Source organism: Microbacterium maritypicum (assembly GCF_008868125.1).
Taxonomy (GTDB): domain Bacteria; phylum Actinomycetota; class Actinomycetes; order Actinomycetales; family Microbacteriaceae; genus Microbacterium; species Microbacterium maritypicum.
Genome location: NZ_WAAQ01000003.1, coordinates 195,136 through 212,290 on the forward strand (window position 1 = coordinate 195,136; position 17,155 = coordinate 212,290).

Here is a 17,155-nt window from a genome sequence, read left to right on the forward strand (position 1 = left end):
AGGTGTGTCACGGATGGTCACGTTGGCGACATCGCACGCGACGACCGGCTCGCGAGTAGCCTGATCCGGTGACTCTGCTCAACAAGGACATGACGCTGTGCATCTCGCTTTCGGCACGGCCGAGCAACAACGGCACGCGCTTCCACAACCACCTCTACGAGGCGCTCGGGCTGAACTGGATCTACAAGGCCTTCGCCCCCACTGACCTCTCCCAGGCGATCGCAGGCGTGCGCGGACTCGGCATCCGCGGATGTGCGATCTCGATGCCTTACAAGGAGGACGTCATCGCCCTCGTCGACCGGATGGACCCCTCGGCGAGCGCGATCGACTCCGTCAACACCATCGTCAACGATGACGGCGTGCTCACCGCACACAACACCGACTACTCCGCGATCGCGCAGCTCATCGAACGTGATCGCCTCGATTCCGCGGCCTCGGTGCTGCTGCGTGGGTCGGGAGGGATGGCGAAGGCCACCGCCGCCGCGTTCCGCGACGTCGGATTCACGCGCGTGACGATCGTCGCCAGGAACGAGCGGAACGGCCGTATGCTCGCCGACCTCTACGGCTTCTCCTGGCTGGCCGAGGTCGGAGACGCCACCGCAGACATCCTCGTCAACGTCACCCCGATCGGCATGGCCGGTGGCGCGGAGGAGCACACGCTCGCGTTCTCGGAAGAGGCGATCGCCGCGGCATCCGTGGTGTTCGATGTCGTGGCTCTTCCCGCGGAGACGCCGTTGATCGCCGCCGCGCGCTCCGCAGGCACCCCCGTGATCACGGGGGCCGAGGTCGCGACGTTGCAGGCACTGGAGCAGTTCGTGCTGTACACCGGCATCCGGCCGTCGGCGGAGCAGGTGCGCGAGGCCGAGGAGTTCATGCGCGCCGGGAACGCGTGAACGGAGCGTTCTGATCGCGGAGACCTCGTCTGACGCACTCGTAGCAACGTAAGTTGACAGCGCCTCGTTAGCAACGTAGGTTGACGACATGGAATCCCTCGATGTCGCACAGATCGCCGCGGACACGACCGACCCGCGTGCGGGCCTGCGTGCGGTGGCATCGCTGCGCACGCTCGCGGACGCACTCGAATTGCGCCAGGTCGAAGCCGCACTGCGGTCCGGCATGAGCTGGCAGGCGATCGCCGATGCCCTGGGCGTCACCCGCCAGGCAGTGCACAAGAAGCACGCGAAGCGGATCGATCCGACCATCGCCGTTCCCCGGAGGAGCTCATGAGCAGATTCACCCACGCCGCCGCCACGATGCACACCCTGTCGCTGGCCGCCATGGAGGAGGCCTCACGCTTCGGAGTGCGCGACGCCGACATCGATCATCTGCTCCTCGCCCTGACCATCGATCCCGACACGGGAGGGCAGATCCTGCGCGGCATGGGCGCCGGTCTCGATGCGGCCCGCGCGGCGGTCGCGGCACAGCACGCAGCTCAACTCGAGCTCGTGGGCATCGCCTCAGACACCGACGGTCTCGGTCGCATCGTCTTCCACGAGACCTCGGGATACGAGTGGACGGAACGGGCGCTCGCTGTGTGGACCGAGGCATCGAGCGGAGGCCGTCGCGGTAACTCCGCCGCAGTGCTGCGTGCACTCGTCGACGAACCAAGCGGTCTTATCGATGAGATCCTACGACGACTCGGCCTCGACCCCGACGCACTGAAGTCCCGCCTGGATGATGCACAGAACCTCGGCCTCTCGCGGCCTGCGATGTTCGAGAAGAACAGCTTCTCCGGCAAGCGATCGATCTTCGTTCCCGCCCCCGTTGATGACGTATGGGAGCTGCTGTCGTCCGCGACGCGCATCCCCGAGTGGGACCACGTGGTCGACGAGGTGCATGCAAGCGCCACGGGTGTCGGCCCTTGGGAGGCGGCGACGGCCACCAGTCGCAACGGAAAACCGGTAGCAGTCAGGGATTCCAGCCGTCGTCAGCAGATTTACCTTGATCGGTTCGAAGACAGCGCGTACGTGACCTGGCGCTTCACTTATCCGGACTCTAGCAACGACACAGCAAGGGTCGTCACCTTCGCACTCGAACATGCCGCGGGTGGAATGCAACTTCATATGACTCTTACTTGGGCGGGCACCCGGCGTCGCCGTCGTGTCGTGCGTCAGGTTCTCCGCGCTGTACTGGGCCCGACCCTTCGTCTCCTCGTCTACATCCAGCTCACCCAGATGGAGAGTGGGATCACCCGCGTCTTCCGTTGACCCTGCGACCCCCATGGCGGGCGCACCACGCGGATGCGCCCGCCGGACCGAATCCGATCAGCCCTTCGCGCCCTTGCGGGGCTTGATGAACTCGGCCGGGGCGTTCTTCTCCCGCTTCGCAGCTCGCTTCTCCTTGAGCGAGAGCTGCGGCGCCTTCTTGCTGTCGCGACCCTGGATGGACTTTCCGGACATGGTTACTCGCTTCCCCTTCGGTGGCTGGCGTAACCTCCGACCATAGCCCGGAACCAGGGGAAGTCAAATTTCCGTTTGACCGGGAAAAAACACATAGCTCTTCGCACTCGCGGCTTTCATGCCGTTTTCGGAATGTTCCCGCCGCAACACCACAGCGCCGACGCGGTTTGCTACCGTGGGGCGGGAAACGACGACGGAGGACGACCTCCGACGGTGAGGCAGATCGGGGACGGCCCCACCTCGAAGGAGTCCGGCGATGTCACGCACGGAGCTTAAGCAGTTGATCGGCGTCACCGAGGCCGTCCGCGTCGCATTGGGATGGGGAGCTTTCGCGGCCCTCCTCCTCTTCCACCCGGTTCTGGAGCCCCCTGTGCCCGTGCCGGTACTCGTGATCGCGCTCGGGGCGATCATCGTCGTGATCCTCGTCTGCGCGTTCGGTGTCGTCAAACAGGCCGAGGCTCTCGCCCACAGGCTCGGCGACCCGTACGGCTCGCTCGTGCTGACCCTGTCTATCGTGCTGATCGAGGTCATCCTCATCTCCGCGGTCATGCTCGGTCCTGGTGAGCACGCGACCATCGCCCGCGACTCGGTCATGGCCGTCGCGATGATCATCCTCAATCTCGTCATCGGGCTCGCGCTCCTCCTCGGCGGACTCCGCCACCGCGGCATGGCGCACAACCGCACCGGCACGTCGGCGTATCTGTCGATGCTGGTGGTGCTGGTCGCGCTCGCGTTCGGCCTCCCCGCTCTGATCGGAACGGACGGCTCGTACACGACGGCGCAGGAGATCCCGATCATCGTGCTCACCCTCGTGCTCTACGCCTTCTTCCTCTACCGGCAGATGGGCGCGCAGGCGAGCGACTTCACCGAGGTCGATCCGCGTCTTCTCCAGACCGTGGAGGACCAGGAGAAGGGCGAGGCCAGCGGCGGGATCCGCCAGGTGCTGTCCGCGCACCGCACGGAGGTCGTCGTGCGCCTCGCGCTACTGGTGGTCACCGTGATCCCCATCGTGCTGCTGTCGCACGACATGGCGGCGCTGCTCGACGACGGGCTGGGCCGCCTCGGCGCCCCGGTCGCCCTCGCCGGTGTGCTCATCGCGGGCATCGTGTTCCTTCCGGAGTCGATCACTGCGGTGCGCGCCGCGCTCGGCGGTGAGGCCCAGCGCGTGAGCAACCTCTGCCATGGCGCGCTGGTGTCGACCGTGGGCCTGACCATCCCGGCGGTGCTGATCATCGGCATGTTCACCGGCCAGGCCGTCGTGCTCGCGGAATCGCCGGCGAATCTGCTGATGCTCGGCGTCACGCTGCTGCTGTCGGTGACGACCTTCGCCGCGAAGAGGGTGACCGCGATGCACGGCGCTGCACACCTCGTGACATTCGCGGTCTACCTGGTGGTCCTCTTCAGCTGAGCGCGGCCCATCCGGATAGTTGCCCCACGCAACTGAACTGATATCCTTTGTCTTATGGCGGTCGATGACGAGATCGAAGACATCCGCGAAGCGTTGGTTCGCGTGGTCGCGGAGTGGACGCAGGGCGAGCTGCAGACACAGGTGGCCGCGAGCGTCGGAGGATCCCTCGACGTCGTCGAGGTACGAGCCCTGTACGTGGTCGGCATGCACGGCGGTTCCCTCGGGTTCAGTCGACTGGCCGACCGAGCGGCGATGTCACGCCCGACGACGTCGAAGCTGGTGTCGCGCATGTCGGCGTGGGGGCTCTTCGATCGCGTACGAACGGGGCGGACGGTCGAGGTGCGCTTGACGGATGCGGGCCGAGACGCTTACGCCCGCCTCGTCGCCTCCGGGCAGCAGATGGTCGGCGGCGCGCTCACCGGCTGGTCCGCGCACGAGATCACCCAGTTCCAGGCCCATCTCAGCCGCTTCGTCGCCGCCCTTCCCGAATCGACATCCAGGGCCACCGCATCCCCGTCGTCATCCGACCACGTCTCATCACCCCAGGAGGAAACATGACCCGCACCTACGTCGTCACCGGCGCCGCATCCGGCATCGGTGCCGCGACCGCCGAACTGCTTCGCGCCCAGGGACACACCGTGATCGGGGTCGACCTGGGCGGAGTGGAGGTCACGGGTGATCTTTCGACACCCGCCGGCCGGATCGCTGCGGCGGACGCCGTTCTCGCCGCAGCAGACGGCGGCATCGATGCGATCATCGCCTGCGCCGGAATTGCCGCACCGATCGCCAAGACCATGGCCATCAACTACTTCGGCGTGACAGAGTTCCTCACCGCGCTGCTGCCGAAACTGAGTCTGGCGGACCAGCCGCGCGCCGCCGTGGTCTCATCGATGGCATCGCTGCAGCCGGTGTCTCCAGACCTCGTCGATGCGGCCCTGGACGGCGACGAGAGCCGAGCCCTCGAGATCGGCGATCAGCTCGCCGTCACGGCCGAGGGCGGGTTCCTCAACTACTCCTCCAGCAAGCGCGCCCTGTCACGCTGGGTCCGCCGCGAATCCGTCTCCGAAGCCTGGGCCGGCGCCGGGATCCCCCTCAACGCCGTCGCCCCCGGCACCGTCACCACGCCGATGACCGCCGGATTGCTGGCCAGCCCGGAGGGTCTGGCGCAGGTCGACGCCGCCGTGCCGATGCCGCTGAACTACCACCAGCCGGCATCCTCGATCGCCGAGTTGCTGGTGTGGTTGACGAGCCCGGCCAACACCCACATGGCCGGCCAGACCATCTACTGCGACGGCGGCGCCGACGCAGTGCTGCGCGGTGACGACATCTGGTCCTGGAACGACGTCCCGCGCGACTGACCCGCCACGCCACGCCACGCGACGAAAAGGCCCGATCCCGCTGCGGACCGGGCCTTTTCAGCATCTTCCTCCTGTCCCGTCGTCTCCCTTATTTTTAGCGACTCAAAATAAGGTGTACTCTCGAAGAGAACCGGACGACCACATCCCCTTCTTCCCACCGGCATCCGGCCTCACTGGGGAAGGGCCTGGCCGCCGGACAGCGCGTCGTCCATCGGGGGCAGCATCGCCACCCCGGGTGTGTTCGGCGTGCCCGCGCACAGGACCGAGTGCGCCCGCATTCAGGGGCACCCGAAGACAGGAGAGAATCGCTGATGGAGGAGAACCGAAACGACTGGAAGCCCAACCCGGTGTTCAGCTCGATGCCGCATTCGATGGGCCGCGGCTCCCGCGAAGACATCGTCTGGGAGGCGCTGGACCGGGTGAACGGCAAGCCGGCACCCACGATGGACGCCATGCGGGCCGCGATGGGGAACGAAGCACAGATCCGCATCGTCCACGAGACGATCCGCGCCTACCTCGACGCGCACGGGCTCCGCGACACCAGCGAGCTGGGTGTGCACACCTCGCCCTGAGCGGGTTACGAGCGGGTGCCGTGAGGACGGTCATCCTCCGAACACGGCCACCGAGCCCGCCCGTGCGCGAGCAGCCCTGAGCGCAACGGCACCCAGCGCCCCGGTGGCGAGGATGCACGTCAGGATCAGCACATTGGAGACGAGGATCATCGCGTTCTGGTCGGAGACACTGCCCGACATCATCGCGACCTCCATCAACGACCCCAGCACCACGGCGGCGAGCGCGATCGCAGGGATGAACCGCCACGGCTTCGCCAGCGAACTGGCGGAGCACCCCGGCGACGATCACACCGCACAGCCCCAACTTCACGAGGGCGTTCACGTAGACCGGCACCGCCGAGGTGAAGTCGAACGAAACCATCAGAAGTGGCGGCCCCACAGGGATCCAGCCGGCGAGGAGGAACAAGGCGACGATCCCCCCTCTGGAAAGTCGAAGAGTGCCATCGCGGCGCGCAGCTCCGATACCAGCGGCGACCAGCGCGAGGCAGAAGGCCAAGGTCGATGCGGTCGAGATGATCGCGAGGGCATCGACGTCGAGCGTCCCGGGAAGACTGCGGAACGCGGCCAACAGGGCCGCCGTGATGAACAGCGCTCCGGATGCCAGCCACCACGTCGACCACCGTGATGACGCGCCCTCGACCCCGATCACCGGGAGATCAGGTCCGCTCATCGCTCACCCTTTCGTCACTCAGGGGCACATCCCGCATCCACCATCTCAGATACCCCGCGGCCGCACGAGAGGGGAGAACGACTCGGCGGTATGGCAACCTGGATCGTGCACCTGTCCGTCTGCGAACACCGAGAGCGTCGTGACCTTTGATGAGCATCCGGATCAGGGATGTCGATCCTCGCGACGTCGCAGAGCTTCTGCGGTGGAACGGCATCCTCCGAGACGGCTACTCGGCCGGGCGGCAGAAGGTGTGGTCGCGCAGCGACGAGGCGACGCGCCTGCAGTTCCAGAGCCCGCATCCGACTCGCCGCTCAGTGCTGCTGCTCGCGGAGATCGACGAGGTGCCGGTCGGGGCGGCCGAAGCGCACGTGCATCCTGGCGAACCTGCCGACGTCGAGATCGCGGTTCTCGACGCCTTCCGCCACCGCGGCGTCGCACGTGCGCTGCTCCACGCCATCCGAAACGCGCTGCGCGGCACCGCCACGATGATGCGCACCGAGACGTACTCCGATGCCGGGGTCTCGTTCGCACGCTCCGAAGGGCTCCAGGTGGGCGTCCGCGAGAGTCGCCAGGTGGTCGATCTCCCGGTCTCCACGAAGACACTCGACCGGCTCCCGACTGCACTCGCAGACGTCGACATCGTCTCCTGGGTGGACGCGTGTCCGGATGAGCTGCTCGAGGACTGGGCGAGGCTTCGCGCTCACATGTCGGAGGACGTGCCGATGGGCGACCTGACACGGACCCCCGCGCCCGCCGACGTCGCGGCCGTTCGCCGGAACGAGGAGCGCATGTCCGAACAGGGGTATGCCCTGGTGCGGAGCGTGGCGCGCGCGGACGGGGAGGCCGTGGGGTACACCGAGATCCTGCTGTCACGGCCGGATCCGAAGATCGTCCTTCAGGACGACACCTTCGTCGCGCAACGGGTTCGTGGTCGTGGGATCGGCCGCGCGTTGAAGGTCGCCAACCTCCGTCGTCTCATGAGCCTCCCGGAGAGCTCGGACTCACGGTTTCTGCAGACCTACACGGCCCTGACGAACGCGCCGATGCTCGCCCTCAACAGATCGGTCGGATTCGAAGAGGTCGATGTGCTCACCATCCTCGAGGGTCCGCTGGGCTGACGATCTCCCCGGTTCAGGACGCACTCACCTCACGACGCGGGTGTTCCGGCTCGTCAGCGGGTTGCCGTCTGTACCGACTGGCTCAGTCGCAGCCACGGTCGCACCGGCGGCATCGACCAGGACCGAATGCGCCTCTCCTTCGGCGAAAGCATGCTCCTCTCCCCAGTGTCGCAGGGCGAGGATGACAGGGAAAAGCTCCTCTCCGGCAGCGGTCAGCTCGTAGTGCTTCCGCTTGCCGGCCGGGGCCTCGACGCGAGTCATGATCCCGTACCCGGCGAGTCTGCGGAGGCGATCGGCGAGCATGTTGCGCGCGATACCCGTGCGCTGCTGGAAGTCGGTGAACGTGCGGGCTCCGTCCATCGCATCCCGGATGATCAGCATGCTCCATCGGTCGCCGACCAGGTCGGTCGCCCGAGCGACCGGGCAGTTCGAATCGGTCCACTGCGGAATTCCGGTGGATTCACCCATGACATCTCCAAGAGTTGCGATTTGAAACCATTATGCCCTACGGTTCATTCGGTAGCAATATGCAACCAAAGGACACCTGTGTACCTCAAGACCAAGATTCTGCTGGCCGCGATCTGTGCCGTCGCCGTCGCGACCGTGTACGCCGCGCAGCCCATCCTCACCGAGATCGGGCGCGATCTCGGCGTTGCGCCCGACACGCTGGGCTGGCTCGTCTCCGTCGGACAGCTGGGTTACCTCGTCGGACTCGTCGTGCTCGTCCCACTCGGCGACCGACTCGACCGACGACGACTGATCGCATTCCATCTCGGCCTGGTGGGGATCGGCATGATCGTGGTCGCCGCCGCCCCGATGGCATGGGCGGCCTACGCCGGGCTGGCGTTCTCCGGACTCTTCGCGGTCGTGGTCCAGACGACCGTGGCCTATGCCGCGGCGGTCTCCGATCCCGCGGAACGAGGGCGCAACCTGGGATTCGTGACATCGGGGGTCGTGGTCGGCATTCTCGGCTCGCGACTGATCGCCGGGGCGCTGACCGACATCTGGGGATGGCGCAGCGTCTACCTCTCTCTGGCGCTGCTGGCCGTGATTCTGGGAACCATGGCCCTCCTCGCCCTTCCGAGTGATGCGCGCCGGCCCGCCCGTCCGTACACAGAGCTCGTCAGCGGTCTCGGTCGCCTCCTCAGCGACCCTGTCTTCGTCAGTCGCGGCGCGATCGCGTTCTTCCTCTTCGCATCGTTCGGAACACTGTGGAGCGGGATGGCGCTTCCGTTGACATCTGCGCCCTGGCATCTCACCGAGACCCAGATCGGACTCTTCGGCCTCGCCGGCCTGACGGGCGCCCTGGGTGCCGTGCGCGCGGGCCACTGGGCAGACGCCGGCAAGGCCAACAGGGTCACCGGTCTCGCACTCCTCGCCCTGGTCGCATCCTGGGCGCTGATCGGGCAGCTCCCCTGGTCGTTGACCATGGTGATCGTCGGCATCGTCGTGCTCGATTTCGCCGTGCAGGCCGCCCATGTGAGCAACCAACACATCTTGACCGTGCTGCACCCCGACCGCGTTTCGACGGCCATCGGCGGGTACATGATCTTCTACTCCCTGGGATCAGCCGTCGGCGCGGCCACGACCACCTTGGCCTTCAGCACATCGGGGTGGACGGGTTCCGTGGTTCTCGGCGCGGCCTTCGCTGCCGCAGGCCTCGCGGCCTGGGCTCTCGGCACCCTCTCTGTGCACGGCACTCGACGGGGTGAGTCCGAGTCGGCTCGGGCATCGCGCTGATCGCGTTTCGTGCACGACTCCGGCCACAGCGGGGAGCGGCACGTAACGAATCGGTCGGATTCGAAGAGGGCCCTCGCCGTTCACCCCGCGGAAGAACGAGCGAGAGAGCGCAGCGCGCGCGTGATGATGCGAGCGGTGGCGGCATCGTCGCTCGCGGCGCCCCAGCGGTCGCAGAGTTCGACGGCCCAGTCCGGACGGGTCTTCGCCGCGTCGTTGATCCAGTTGGCGACGGAATCCTGGACGTAGCGGGAAGGATCGTCGCGCAGAGGATGCAGGATCGGCTCTCCGCGCTCCGGCTGCTTCTTGAGCGCAGCGATGTGGGCGGCCCACACGCCTCGCGGACGCAGCGCTTCGCTGGCGAATCGGCGAACGCGCTCGGAAGGGTCGCCGGTCCACGCGGCGAGCATGTCGATGCTGGCGTCGAGGTCGGTGACGAGCACCGGGCGCGCTGCCATCCACACCCACTCGCGGACCGCGAAGTGCTCATCGTCGGCGAACCGTCGGAGTCGATCGAGCACCACGACGGGAGTGGCGGACGGCTGCGCAGCGATGAGGAAGCACGCCCACCCGCGCACGGTGTCGGACGGGTGCACGGCCATGTCTTCGATCTCGCCGGAATCACAGCGGGTCGCGAGGGCGGCACCGATGCGGGTCATCCGCTTGAGGATGCCCAGCTGCTGTGCCTCGGCGACTTCGGCGCGCAGGGCAGCGTCGGAGTCGGGGAAGACGTTGCGGAACAGAATCGTGTGATCGATCGCAAGAGCGTCGGACAGCGTCCTCGACGCTGCCAGGCCCGCGTCGAGTGCGCTCAGGTGCTCCGCGTCGACCCCGGGCGATGTGCGGGCCGCCCGTCCTCCCACCTGTCTACTCATCGCCGAGGTTCCGCTGCATCGCCGCCAAGACGAGGGCAGCGTGGTCGCGATCGGCGGCACTGATCCCGGTCCCGAGCTGACGGAGCCATTCGGCGTAGACCGGGACCAGCTCGGCGATGAGCCGCTCCCCGGCGAGGGTCGTCACGAGCGTGTGCGTGCGCCCGTCTGTCGGGTGCGGGTGTCGCTCGATCAACCCGTCGCGGTCGAGTCGATCCAGAAGTCCCGTGACGGTCGCCGAGGTCACGGCGAGCCGGGTCGCCAGCAGCCGTGGCGTGATCCCCTCCTCAGCGGAGACCGCGAGGAGGGCCGCCATCCGCCCCTCCGACAGATCGTGTCGAGCGAGCAGCTCCGCGCAGGCCGCGTCGATCCGTCGCGCGGTCGTGAGCACCGTCATCACCAAGCGCGCAGCCTCGTCGTCGCCGAGTCGCGACAGCAGGAGCGCCTGCTTGGTCCCCACTGCATCCGTCATCCCCCCAGATTACTAGGCGGCTTACGAAATCTCGGACCGCGCCTCTTCCGGCGAGTTCCCGACCGTCTCGGCATCGAACGATCCGACACCCGCAGGGGAGGTTTCGGCAGGGGTGGGGGAAGCACAGGCGGCGAGCGCGAGCGCCGAGGTGCTGAGACCGACGGCGGCGAGCGCGAGCGAATCGAGGGCTGGGGTGCGTGAGGTCACGGGACGCCTTCTCTAGGGGAGGGGACACTCCCATCGTCGCCGGGCCGACTGTTCGACGCATCGGTCTGAGGGAGGGGCGTCGTCGTGCCGCAGGCGGATGTTCCACCACCGCGCATGGGCGTCCTCCGTCACCGCGAGAGCGCGTGGGGCTGTTCAGGCGCGAGCGCGTCGGCGCCCTGTCGGGCGGCCTCGGCATCGGTCAGAGCGGGCCGGCGGGGCCACCAGAACCTGTCACGAGTGATGAACGCGAGTGCGGGGACGATGACCGTCCGCACGAGGAGTGTGTCGATGAGCACGCCGATGCAGACGATGACGCCGATCTGCGTCAGCGTGATGAGGGGGAGAACACCCAGGACGGCGAACACCGCGGCGAGGAGGATGCCGGCGCTGGTGATCACGGCGCCCGTCGCGGCGAGAGCACGAATCATGCCCTGGCTTGTGCCGAGTCGGGCGGCCTCCTCTTTCGCACGGGTGACGAGGAAGATGCTGTAGTCGACACCGAGCGCGACGAGGAACAGGAAGCTGAACAGCAGCACGTTCGTATCGATGGCGGGGAATCCGAAGAGTGGCGACTGGAACAACCACCAGCTCACCCCGATCGCCGAGAAGAAGCTGGCGACGACGGCGATCAGGAGTAGCAGCGGCGCGACGAAGGCCCGAAGAAGGAGCACGAGCACGACGAAGACCAGCGCGAGGATGAGGGGGATGAGGAGAGCCTGATCCCGCGCCTGGGCTTCGGCGACATCGAGCGCCTGCGAGTCGAGCCCTCCGACGAGCCCTTCGCCCGATCCGACGTCGTCGAGCGCTTCGCGCATGCGTTCGACGGTGGCGAAAGCCGCGTCGGTCTCGGCGCTGGCGTCGAGGGTGACATCGATCCGCGCGAACTCATCCGTCGTCTCTCCCGGCCTCGCCGCGTCGACACCGTCGAGATCCGCGAGAGCGGTGGTCGCCGCCTCGACGTCCTCGAGAGGAACGAGGACGATGGCCGGGGAGGTGGTTCCGGCGGAGAACGCCTCGGCGAGGACCTCCTGGCCCTGCACCGCTTCGGGCTTCTGCAGGAAGCGGTCGTTCTGGGAGAGTCCGGTCTGCACGAACAGCAACCCGCTGGCCATCGCGCCGAGAACGACGAATCCGACCGTCGCCACCACGACCGGACGCTTCGACACTCCGCGACCGAGCTTCCCCCAGACGCTGCGGGAGATCGCGTCGGGCGACTGGAATCGGGGGATGTAGGGCCAGAACAGGCCGCGGCCGAAGAGCACGAGAGCAGCGGGCAGCACGAAGAGCGCGAAGAACATCGCGACGACGATGCCGACGGCGCAGGCCAGCCCCAGCGCACGGTTGCCCGCGATCTCGGCGAGGAGCAAGGTGAGCAGTGCCAGTGCGACCGTCGAGCCGCTGGCGATGATGGCGGGACCGGCTCCGCGAAGGGCCCGCTGCATAGCCTCTCTGCGACTCTCATGCAGACGCAGTTCGTCACGGTAGCGGGCGATCAGGAGGAGCGCATAGTTCGTCCCCGCACCGAAGACGAGCACAGAGAGAATGCCCGTGATCGACGCATCGAGCTGGATGCCGACGGCGCTGGCAACCTGTCGTGCGACGATCCCCGCGAGTGCGTCGGCCAGGCCGATGACGACGAGGGGGACGATCCACAGCCATGGACTGCGGTAGGTGATGAGCAGCAGAACGGCGACGACGATGACGGTGGTGAGGAGAAGGGTGAAGTCCGCCCCGTCGAACACGGCGGCGATGTCGACCTCGAAGCCTTCAGCGCCCGTGAGATAGACGCTAACTCCCTCCAGGTCCGCAGCGGCGATGTCGCGGATCTCCTGCGCGCGCGCAGTCTGCTCCGCAACGTCGGGCTCCGGCTCGAGAGGCACCACCACGAGGGCGACCGTTCCGTCGTCGGAGACCTGAGCGGGCGGTACGGCGCCGTCGAGGGCGAGCGCGGCGAGATCGCCGAATGCCCTCTGATCGATGAGGGAGAGCGTTTTCTCGTCGAGCACGCCGTCTTCGGAGGCGAAGACCAGCAGCGCCGAGGTCGCGTCGGCGCTGGGGAACTCTTCGAGCAACTGATCTACCTTGACGGATTCGGCGGAAGAGGGCAGACCGACCGACGGGGCTGTCTCGGACTCCTCGCTGCCGGCGAGGGCGAACAGCGCGGTTGCGGCGAGCGCCGTGATCACGAGAATGATCCACGATGTCTTCGCCGACGTCAGGAACCGTGTGAGTGCGCCCATGAAAAGTCCCAACCTTGGATAGTAGTTTGATCATCAAACTATATGACTATCGAAAGATAGTAGCGATATCGTGGAGGTCATGCAATCGAGCGGGGTGCCACCTTTCGACGCCGACGGGGCGGACTTCATCCCTGCCCGTCCGGCGACGGCCCTGCTTCGGGACTTCATCGAACTCAGCGAACTCTTCGAGTCCTCCCTCGCGGATGAACTCGGGGTCAACCCCACCGATCTGCAGGTGATGGAGCACCTGCTCATGAGCGGTCCTCTGGCCCCGACCGAGCTCGCGCGGAGAGTGGGGCTCTCTGCGGGCGCGACCACCACGTCCGTCGACCGCCTCGTCGCGCTCGACCACGTCTCCCGAGAACCCCACCCGAACGACCGCCGAGGAATCCTCGTAGCTCCGCGGCGCGCGTCGCGTGACAAGGCGATGGGTCGCCTGATCCCCATGATCATGGGGATCGACGCTGAACTGGACGCCTTCACGCCTGCCGAACAAGACGTGATCACCCGCTACCTGCGGCAGGTCAGCGAGTCTCTGCGGCGGCACGCCCATTCGGGATCATCGGACTCCGAATGAAGGGCACCGAAGCCGCAGGGTGACCCCGCTCGATCGGTTTCGGCAAGGAAGACCCGAACACCAACGCACGCGAGAGCAGCGATCGAACTCCATCCGCATACGAGAAGAGCCGGTCAGATTGACAACCTGACCGGCTCTTTCGATCGCAGCAGCTGTGAAGCGGAGGCCCCTGCGGCGTGCTCAACGGTTCTACTCGTCGGCGTCCTGCCGACCCCGCGGCTTCGTGTACCACCCCCGCGTAAGGAAGGTGAGGATCAATACTGCCACTGCTCCTCCGACGTTCCACCACGTGATCGGGTTGCCAGACAGCAGCGGCACCAGCAAGATGAAGAGCGCTATCAGCAAGTTGACTATCAGTCGGCCACGGAACGATTCCATCAGAATTACCTACCTTGTGCAGTTCACGGTGGTGACGCTAATGCCGACCCACCCGATCTGAGGGGTAGACAATGCCGTCCATGGGTAGTTGATTGCAACACACTTGCCCGCGCTGTTGGCCCTGTTGACCGGATCTACGAACTTGAAGTACGCGAGCGCCACCGCTGCTCCACACCCGAGAGCTGCGGGTCCTGGCAGTGCGCCACAAGCCACTCCCGCCAGTACAGCCGGGCCCTGATTGTTCGCGATGATGTTGGCTGCGGTCCTAGTCTCGCCCCGGGTAAGGCGCACCCAGTGACCCCACCACTCCACGCCCAAGTCAGGATCAGCCACCACGGGGAAAACCGTACTGGCGTTGAACTCCACAACCTGGACGAGCTCCTGGCCCTCTAGCCGGAACGAAGTAGGGACGGCGTTTCCCTCTGCATCGACTGCCCACGGTGCTCGGAAGCCGCTCACCGGTTCACCGTCGGCGTCAAGGATCATGACAGCGCCATCGCTGCTGAGCACCGGTTCCCCGCCCTCTGGAAGATCTAGGGGGAAGCGATACTCGCTCGGAGACGAGGCATCGGGGATCTGGATGAGCGTCTGCACCCCATCCTGGGTTGCGAAGCTCGTCACAGTGGAACCCGCAACGGCGGTCGATAGCAGCGGGTCACCCTCACCCCGGAACAGCCCCGACGGAATGCTCGACGTCTCAACCGGTGCGTCTGTCACTGCACCGGGAAGTTCTTCGTACACGCATTTTGAACTCCCTCCCGTGGATAATCCAGCGATCTCACCCTAAATTGCCCCCGACAGTCCTGTCTGTCGGGCATTTGGAGGACAGACGAAAGTCACCCGTGCCCATCGACGGAGGGCAGCCCTCCCGAATGGACACACGTCTGCGGCATGAACCTCTCCGGGCGCTGCATACAGCCGGCGATCGCGCTCATGAGCCCTGCGCCGCCCGCTCCCTCCGAACCTTCGGGACGCGGCCGAAACTCCCAACCGCACGGCCTCCGGTTGCGTGAGCGACCACCAGATTGCCGGCACATACGCATGACCGTCTGGTTCAGCGAGGTGACCCCGTGCCCAGGCATCGATATGCGCGTCGCCATCGACCGCGGTCTGGTCAGCTCGCGGATCGGCATCGTGCTGGTCACGCTGGCGATGCTGGACAAGCTCCGCACCGACCGCTCGTGGTGGGTTCAGCACCGCCGAGGAGCCGATGGCGGACATCGCGGTAAATGTGGCCGAGCTCGTCGCGATGCTGGACGAGGAAGAGGCCGACGAAATCAGCATGAAGCGGGCGACGGCCTAAGCGGAAGAAAGTGATGGCGGTGCGAGTTCGCTCGCACCGCCATCACTCTGTCCAGTAGGCGGCGGGACAGCAACCCCGGGGCTCTACCGGGTGACTCGATACGGTTCGCGGCAGGTCCCAGTGGATCCCACCAGATTTTCGGCGCACGTGAAAGACGAAACCCGGGAGAGGGCATAGCTAGGTTCCAACTGTCGTCGATGCCCCGGGATTGGCGAACGCGGGGCAGCCTGACCGCTGGCGACGCCGATCCGGCGCTGATGAGCAGATCAAGGCCGCGCATCCGCGGCGAATGAAAAAACCGGCCAGAAACATGTCCTGACCGGCTCTTTCAATTTACGAACAGATTGCCCTGAATAAACGAACAGGGCCTCGCTGTGCGCGAGGGGGGACTTGAACCCCCACGTCCTTACGGACACTGGCACCTGAAGCCAGCGCGTCTACCATTCCGCCACTCGCGCGAGTGTCTCGTTCCGAAGAACTCAACTTCCCAAAGATATCATGCGTTTTCGGCCTCGTTGCACATGCCTGGAGGGCCATCGGCGGCGTTCCCCCAGGACACCTGGCTACGATGTGTCTACCAGTCGGCATGCCAGAGGAGCCCAGTGGGACTACTTGACAGCTTTGAGAAGGGTCTCGAACGCGCAGTTAACAGCGCGTTCGCCAAGACCTTCCGTAGCGGCATCCAGCCTGTGGAGATCGCTTCGGCGCTGCGGCGTGAAGCCGACACGAAGGCCGCGGTCGTGAGCCGCGATCGCATCATCGCGCCCAACAGCTTCGTGGTGCGTCTGAGCGCCGACGATGCGGAGCGGATGCGCGGGCTCGGCGGCGCTCTCACGGACGAGCTGCACGCTCTTCTCACCGCGCACGCCACGTCGCAGGGCTATAGCTTCGCGGGACCGCTCTCGATCAGCCTCGAAGCCGACGAGAAGGTCGCGACCGGCACGGTGCGCGTGAGCTCGGGCACCGTCGAGGGCCGCGTCAGCTGGCAGGCCGTGGTCGACGTCGACGGTCGTCGCCACTCCATCTCCCGCGCCCGCACCGTGATCGGTCGAGGCTCGGATGCCGACATCACGATCGCTGACGCGGGGTCGAGCCGCAAGCACGTCGAGATCCTGTGGGACGGCGAGCGCGCCATGATGCGCGACCTCGGTTCCACCAACGGCACGAAGGTCAACGGGCAGAAGCTGCGCGAAGCCGCCCTCCCGACAGACACGACGATCACGATCGGACGCACCGACCTGGTGTTCCGCATCGTCCCCGTGGCCGCACCCTCGCGTCCCGCGGCCAGGGGCGATGACGCCACCCGAGCGTTCGGAGCCCTCGGTTGAGTGAACTGATCCTTCTTCTCCTGCGCATCGGGTTCCTCCTCCTGATGTGGTTCTTCGTGTTCGGTGTCGTGTACTCGCTGCGCGCCGACCTCTTCGGTGTGCGAGTGCGCAAGCTCCCCGTCGAGGCGACGGCAGGGGCACCTGCGGCCGCGGGTGCACCCGCGGCCCCCGTTTCGAAGCCGGCATCCGCCCGCCCGTCGACCGGACCGGCGACGGTCGCGACCGCCAAGCGTCTCGTGATCACCTCAGGCCCCAAGGCGGGTCTCGAGCTGCCGCTCAGCGCCGACTCCCTCACGATCGGCCGCTCCAGTGAGTCCGCTCTCGTGATCCGTGACGACTACACGTCCAGTCACCACGCGCGCCTGATGCTGCGCGGCGACAGCTGGGCGATCCAGGACCTCGACTCCACCAACGGCACCTTCGTCGCGGGCCAGCGCGTCTCCGGCTCGCCCGTCGCCCTCTCGCTCGGCACGCCCATCAAGGTGGGCGCCACGACCTTCGAGCTGCGAGCCTGAC

General features: G+C 66.6%; 20 protein-coding genes and 1 tRNA gene. 12 read left to right on the forward strand and 9 right to left on the reverse strand.

What is annotated here, in order from left to right; genetic code table 11:
• Positions 1-68: 68 nt before the first annotated feature.
• The 3 genes from F6W70_RS16605 (at position 69) to F6W70_RS16615 (ending at position 2,207) form a co-directional block, all read left to right on the forward strand.
• On the forward strand, positions 69-893 hold the full coding sequence (locus F6W70_RS16605; protein WP_318278933.1) for a shikimate 5-dehydrogenase: 825 nt from the start codon (positions 69-71) through the stop codon (positions 891-893).
• An 88-nt stretch (positions 894-981) separates the two neighbouring features.
• The gene (locus F6W70_RS16610) at positions 982-1,227 is read left to right on the forward strand and encodes a hypothetical protein (RefSeq protein WP_055871634.1); all 246 of its coding nucleotides are present in this window, start codon (positions 982-984) and stop codon (positions 1,225-1,227) included.
• Positions 1,224-2,207: an SRPBCC family protein gene (locus F6W70_RS16615; protein WP_151487372.1), complete on the forward strand. Its 984-nt coding sequence runs from the start codon at positions 1,224-1,226 to the stop codon at positions 2,205-2,207. The genes F6W70_RS16610 and F6W70_RS16615 overlap by 4 nt, the downstream gene beginning before the upstream one ends.
• 57 nt (positions 2,208-2,264) lie before the next feature.
• Here F6W70_RS16615 and F6W70_RS18015 read toward each other — a convergent pair whose 3' ends face one another.
• Entirely contained in the window at positions 2,265-2,399 is a 135-nt protein-coding gene (locus F6W70_RS18015; protein ID WP_017829963.1) for a hypothetical protein, read from the reverse strand.
• Between the two features lie 256 nt (positions 2,400-2,655).
• On the opposite strand from F6W70_RS18015, the gene F6W70_RS16620 reads away from it, so the two are divergent.
• The 4 genes from F6W70_RS16620 to F6W70_RS16635 all read left to right on the forward strand — a co-directional run bounded on the left by F6W70_RS16620 (position 2,656) and on the right by F6W70_RS16635 (position 5,737).
• A complete protein-coding gene (locus F6W70_RS16620; protein WP_151487373.1) occupies positions 2,656-3,807 on the forward strand; it encodes a calcium:cation antiporter in 1,152 nt (383 codons plus the stop codon).
• 54 nt (positions 3,808-3,861) lie between these two features.
• Entirely contained in the window at positions 3,862-4,365 is a 504-nt protein-coding gene (locus F6W70_RS16625) for a MarR family winged helix-turn-helix transcriptional regulator (RefSeq protein WP_151487374.1), read from the forward strand.
• Positions 4,362-5,165 carry an SDR family oxidoreductase gene (locus F6W70_RS16630; protein ID WP_151487375.1) on the forward strand — a complete coding sequence of 268 codons (804 nt, stop codon included), beginning with the start codon at positions 4,362-4,364 and terminating at the stop codon, positions 5,163-5,165. Before F6W70_RS16625 ends, F6W70_RS16630 begins: the two co-directional genes overlap by 4 nt.
• A gap of 311 nt (positions 5,166-5,476) precedes the next feature.
• Positions 5,477-5,737, forward strand: a complete 261-nt coding sequence (locus F6W70_RS16635; RefSeq protein ID WP_151487376.1) for a hypothetical protein — start codon at positions 5,477-5,479, stop codon at positions 5,735-5,737.
• Between the two features lie 30 nt (positions 5,738-5,767).
• Here F6W70_RS16635 and F6W70_RS17890 read toward each other — a convergent pair whose 3' ends face one another.
• Positions 5,768-5,920 carry a hypothetical protein gene (locus F6W70_RS17890; RefSeq protein ID WP_170287949.1) on the reverse strand — a complete coding sequence of 51 codons (153 nt, stop codon included), beginning with the start codon at positions 5,918-5,920 and terminating at the stop codon, positions 5,768-5,770.
• Positions 5,921-6,556: 636 nt separating this feature from the next.
• Between F6W70_RS17890 and F6W70_RS16640 the strand changes: the two genes are divergently transcribed.
• The gene (locus F6W70_RS16640) at positions 6,557-7,525 is read left to right on the forward strand and encodes a GNAT family N-acetyltransferase (RefSeq protein WP_151487377.1); all 969 of its coding nucleotides are present in this window, start codon (positions 6,557-6,559) and stop codon (positions 7,523-7,525) included.
• A gap of 24 nt (positions 7,526-7,549) precedes the next feature.
• Here the strand turns inward: F6W70_RS16640 and F6W70_RS16645 are convergent, their stop codons facing one another.
• On the reverse strand, positions 7,550-7,993 hold the full coding sequence (locus tag F6W70_RS16645; protein WP_151487378.1) for a winged helix-turn-helix transcriptional regulator: 444 nt from the start codon (positions 7,991-7,993) through the stop codon (positions 7,550-7,552).
• 78 nt (positions 7,994-8,071) lie between these two features.
• On the opposite strand from F6W70_RS16645, the gene F6W70_RS16650 reads away from it, so the two are divergent.
• Positions 8,072-9,265 (forward strand): MFS transporter, encoded by a 1,194-nt coding sequence (locus F6W70_RS16650; protein ID WP_151487379.1) that lies wholly within the window; start codon positions 8,072-8,074, stop codon positions 9,263-9,265.
• Between the two features lie 80 nt (positions 9,266-9,345).
• On the opposite strand, the gene F6W70_RS16655 is transcribed toward F6W70_RS16650, so the two are convergent.
• The 4 genes from F6W70_RS16655 to F6W70_RS16670 all read right to left on the reverse strand — a co-directional run bounded on the left by F6W70_RS16655 (position 9,346) and on the right by F6W70_RS16670 (position 13,053).
• Positions 9,346-10,137: a DNA alkylation repair protein gene (locus F6W70_RS16655; RefSeq protein ID WP_318278934.1), complete on the reverse strand. Its 792-nt coding sequence runs from the start codon at positions 10,135-10,137 to the stop codon at positions 9,346-9,348.
• On the reverse strand, positions 10,130-10,606 hold the full coding sequence (locus F6W70_RS16660) for a MarR family winged helix-turn-helix transcriptional regulator (protein WP_151487380.1): 477 nt from the start codon (positions 10,604-10,606) through the stop codon (positions 10,130-10,132). The genes F6W70_RS16655 and F6W70_RS16660 overlap by 8 nt, the downstream gene beginning before the upstream one ends.
• A 21-nt stretch (positions 10,607-10,627) precedes the next feature.
• Positions 10,628-10,813 (reverse strand): hypothetical protein, encoded by a 186-nt coding sequence (locus F6W70_RS16665; RefSeq protein WP_151487381.1) that lies wholly within the window; start codon positions 10,811-10,813, stop codon positions 10,628-10,630.
• 128 nt (positions 10,814-10,941) lie between these two features.
• Positions 10,942-13,053: an MMPL family transporter gene (locus F6W70_RS16670; protein ID WP_151487382.1), complete on the reverse strand. Its 2,112-nt coding sequence runs from the start codon at positions 13,051-13,053 to the stop codon at positions 10,942-10,944.
• Positions 13,054-13,132: 79 nt separating this feature from the next.
• Here F6W70_RS16670 and F6W70_RS16675 point away from each other — a divergent pair, with 79 nt between their 5' ends.
• Positions 13,133-13,630 carry a MarR family winged helix-turn-helix transcriptional regulator gene (locus F6W70_RS16675; protein ID WP_127481387.1) on the forward strand — a complete coding sequence of 166 codons (498 nt, stop codon included), beginning with the start codon at positions 13,133-13,135 and terminating at the stop codon, positions 13,628-13,630.
• A gap of 387 nt (positions 13,631-14,017) precedes the next feature.
• On the opposite strand, the gene F6W70_RS16685 is transcribed toward F6W70_RS16675, so the two are convergent.
• Positions 14,018-14,749, reverse strand: coding sequence for a hypothetical protein (locus F6W70_RS16685; RefSeq protein ID WP_151487384.1), 732 nt, complete (start codon positions 14,747-14,749; stop codon positions 14,018-14,020).
• Between the two features lie 937 nt (positions 14,750-15,686).
• Positions 15,687-15,769: transfer RNA gene (locus tag F6W70_RS16690), tRNA-Leu, on the reverse strand.
• A gap of 144 nt (positions 15,770-15,913) precedes the next feature.
• Between F6W70_RS16690 and F6W70_RS16695 the strand changes: the two genes are divergently transcribed.
• The gene (locus tag F6W70_RS16695) at positions 15,914-16,639 is read left to right on the forward strand and encodes an FHA domain-containing protein (protein ID WP_031205859.1); all 726 of its coding nucleotides are present in this window, start codon (positions 15,914-15,916) and stop codon (positions 16,637-16,639) included.
• Positions 16,636-17,154: an FHA domain-containing protein FhaB/FipA gene (locus F6W70_RS16700; RefSeq protein WP_055875493.1), complete on the forward strand. Its 519-nt coding sequence runs from the start codon at positions 16,636-16,638 to the stop codon at positions 17,152-17,154. Before F6W70_RS16695 ends, F6W70_RS16700 begins: the two co-directional genes overlap by 4 nt.
• Position 17,155 lies beyond the last annotated feature (1 nt).

Coding starts and splice junctions, on each gene's coding strand:
- F6W70_RS16645 (WP_151487378.1), bottom strand. CDS start 7,993: ATGGGTGAATCCACCGGAATTCCGCAGTGGACCGATTCGAACTGCCCG.
- F6W70_RS16640 (WP_151487377.1), top strand. CDS start 6,557: ATGAGCATCCGGATCAGGGATGTCGATCCTCGCGACGTCGCAGAGCTT.
- F6W70_RS16630 (WP_151487375.1), top strand. CDS start 4,362: ATGACCCGCACCTACGTCGTCACCGGCGCCGCATCCGGCATCGGTGCC.
- F6W70_RS16675 (WP_127481387.1), top strand. CDS start 13,133: ATGCAATCGAGCGGGGTGCCACCTTTCGACGCCGACGGGGCGGACTTC.
- F6W70_RS16655 (WP_318278934.1), bottom strand. CDS start 10,137: ATGAGTAGACAGGTGGGAGGACGGGCGGCCCGCACATCGCCCGGGGTC.
- F6W70_RS18015 (WP_017829963.1), bottom strand. CDS start 2,399: ATGTCCGGAAAGTCCATCCAGGGTCGCGACAGCAAGAAGGCGCCGCAG.
- F6W70_RS16620 (WP_151487373.1), top strand. CDS start 2,656: ATGTCACGCACGGAGCTTAAGCAGTTGATCGGCGTCACCGAGGCCGTC.
- F6W70_RS16610 (WP_055871634.1), top strand. CDS start 982: ATGGAATCCCTCGATGTCGCACAGATCGCCGCGGACACGACCGACCCG.
- F6W70_RS16625 (WP_151487374.1), top strand. CDS start 3,862: ATGGCGGTCGATGACGAGATCGAAGACATCCGCGAAGCGTTGGTTCGC.
- F6W70_RS17890 (WP_170287949.1), bottom strand. CDS start 5,920: ATGATGTCGGGCAGTGTCTCCGACCAGAACGCGATGATCCTCGTCTCC.
- F6W70_RS16660 (WP_151487380.1), bottom strand. CDS start 10,606: ATGACGGATGCAGTGGGGACCAAGCAGGCGCTCCTGCTGTCGCGACTC.
- F6W70_RS16670 (WP_151487382.1), bottom strand. CDS start 13,053: ATGGGCGCACTCACACGGTTCCTGACGTCGGCGAAGACATCGTGGATC.
- F6W70_RS16635 (WP_151487376.1), top strand. CDS start 5,477: ATGGAGGAGAACCGAAACGACTGGAAGCCCAACCCGGTGTTCAGCTCG.
- F6W70_RS16615 (WP_151487372.1), top strand. CDS start 1,224: ATGAGCAGATTCACCCACGCCGCCGCCACGATGCACACCCTGTCGCTG.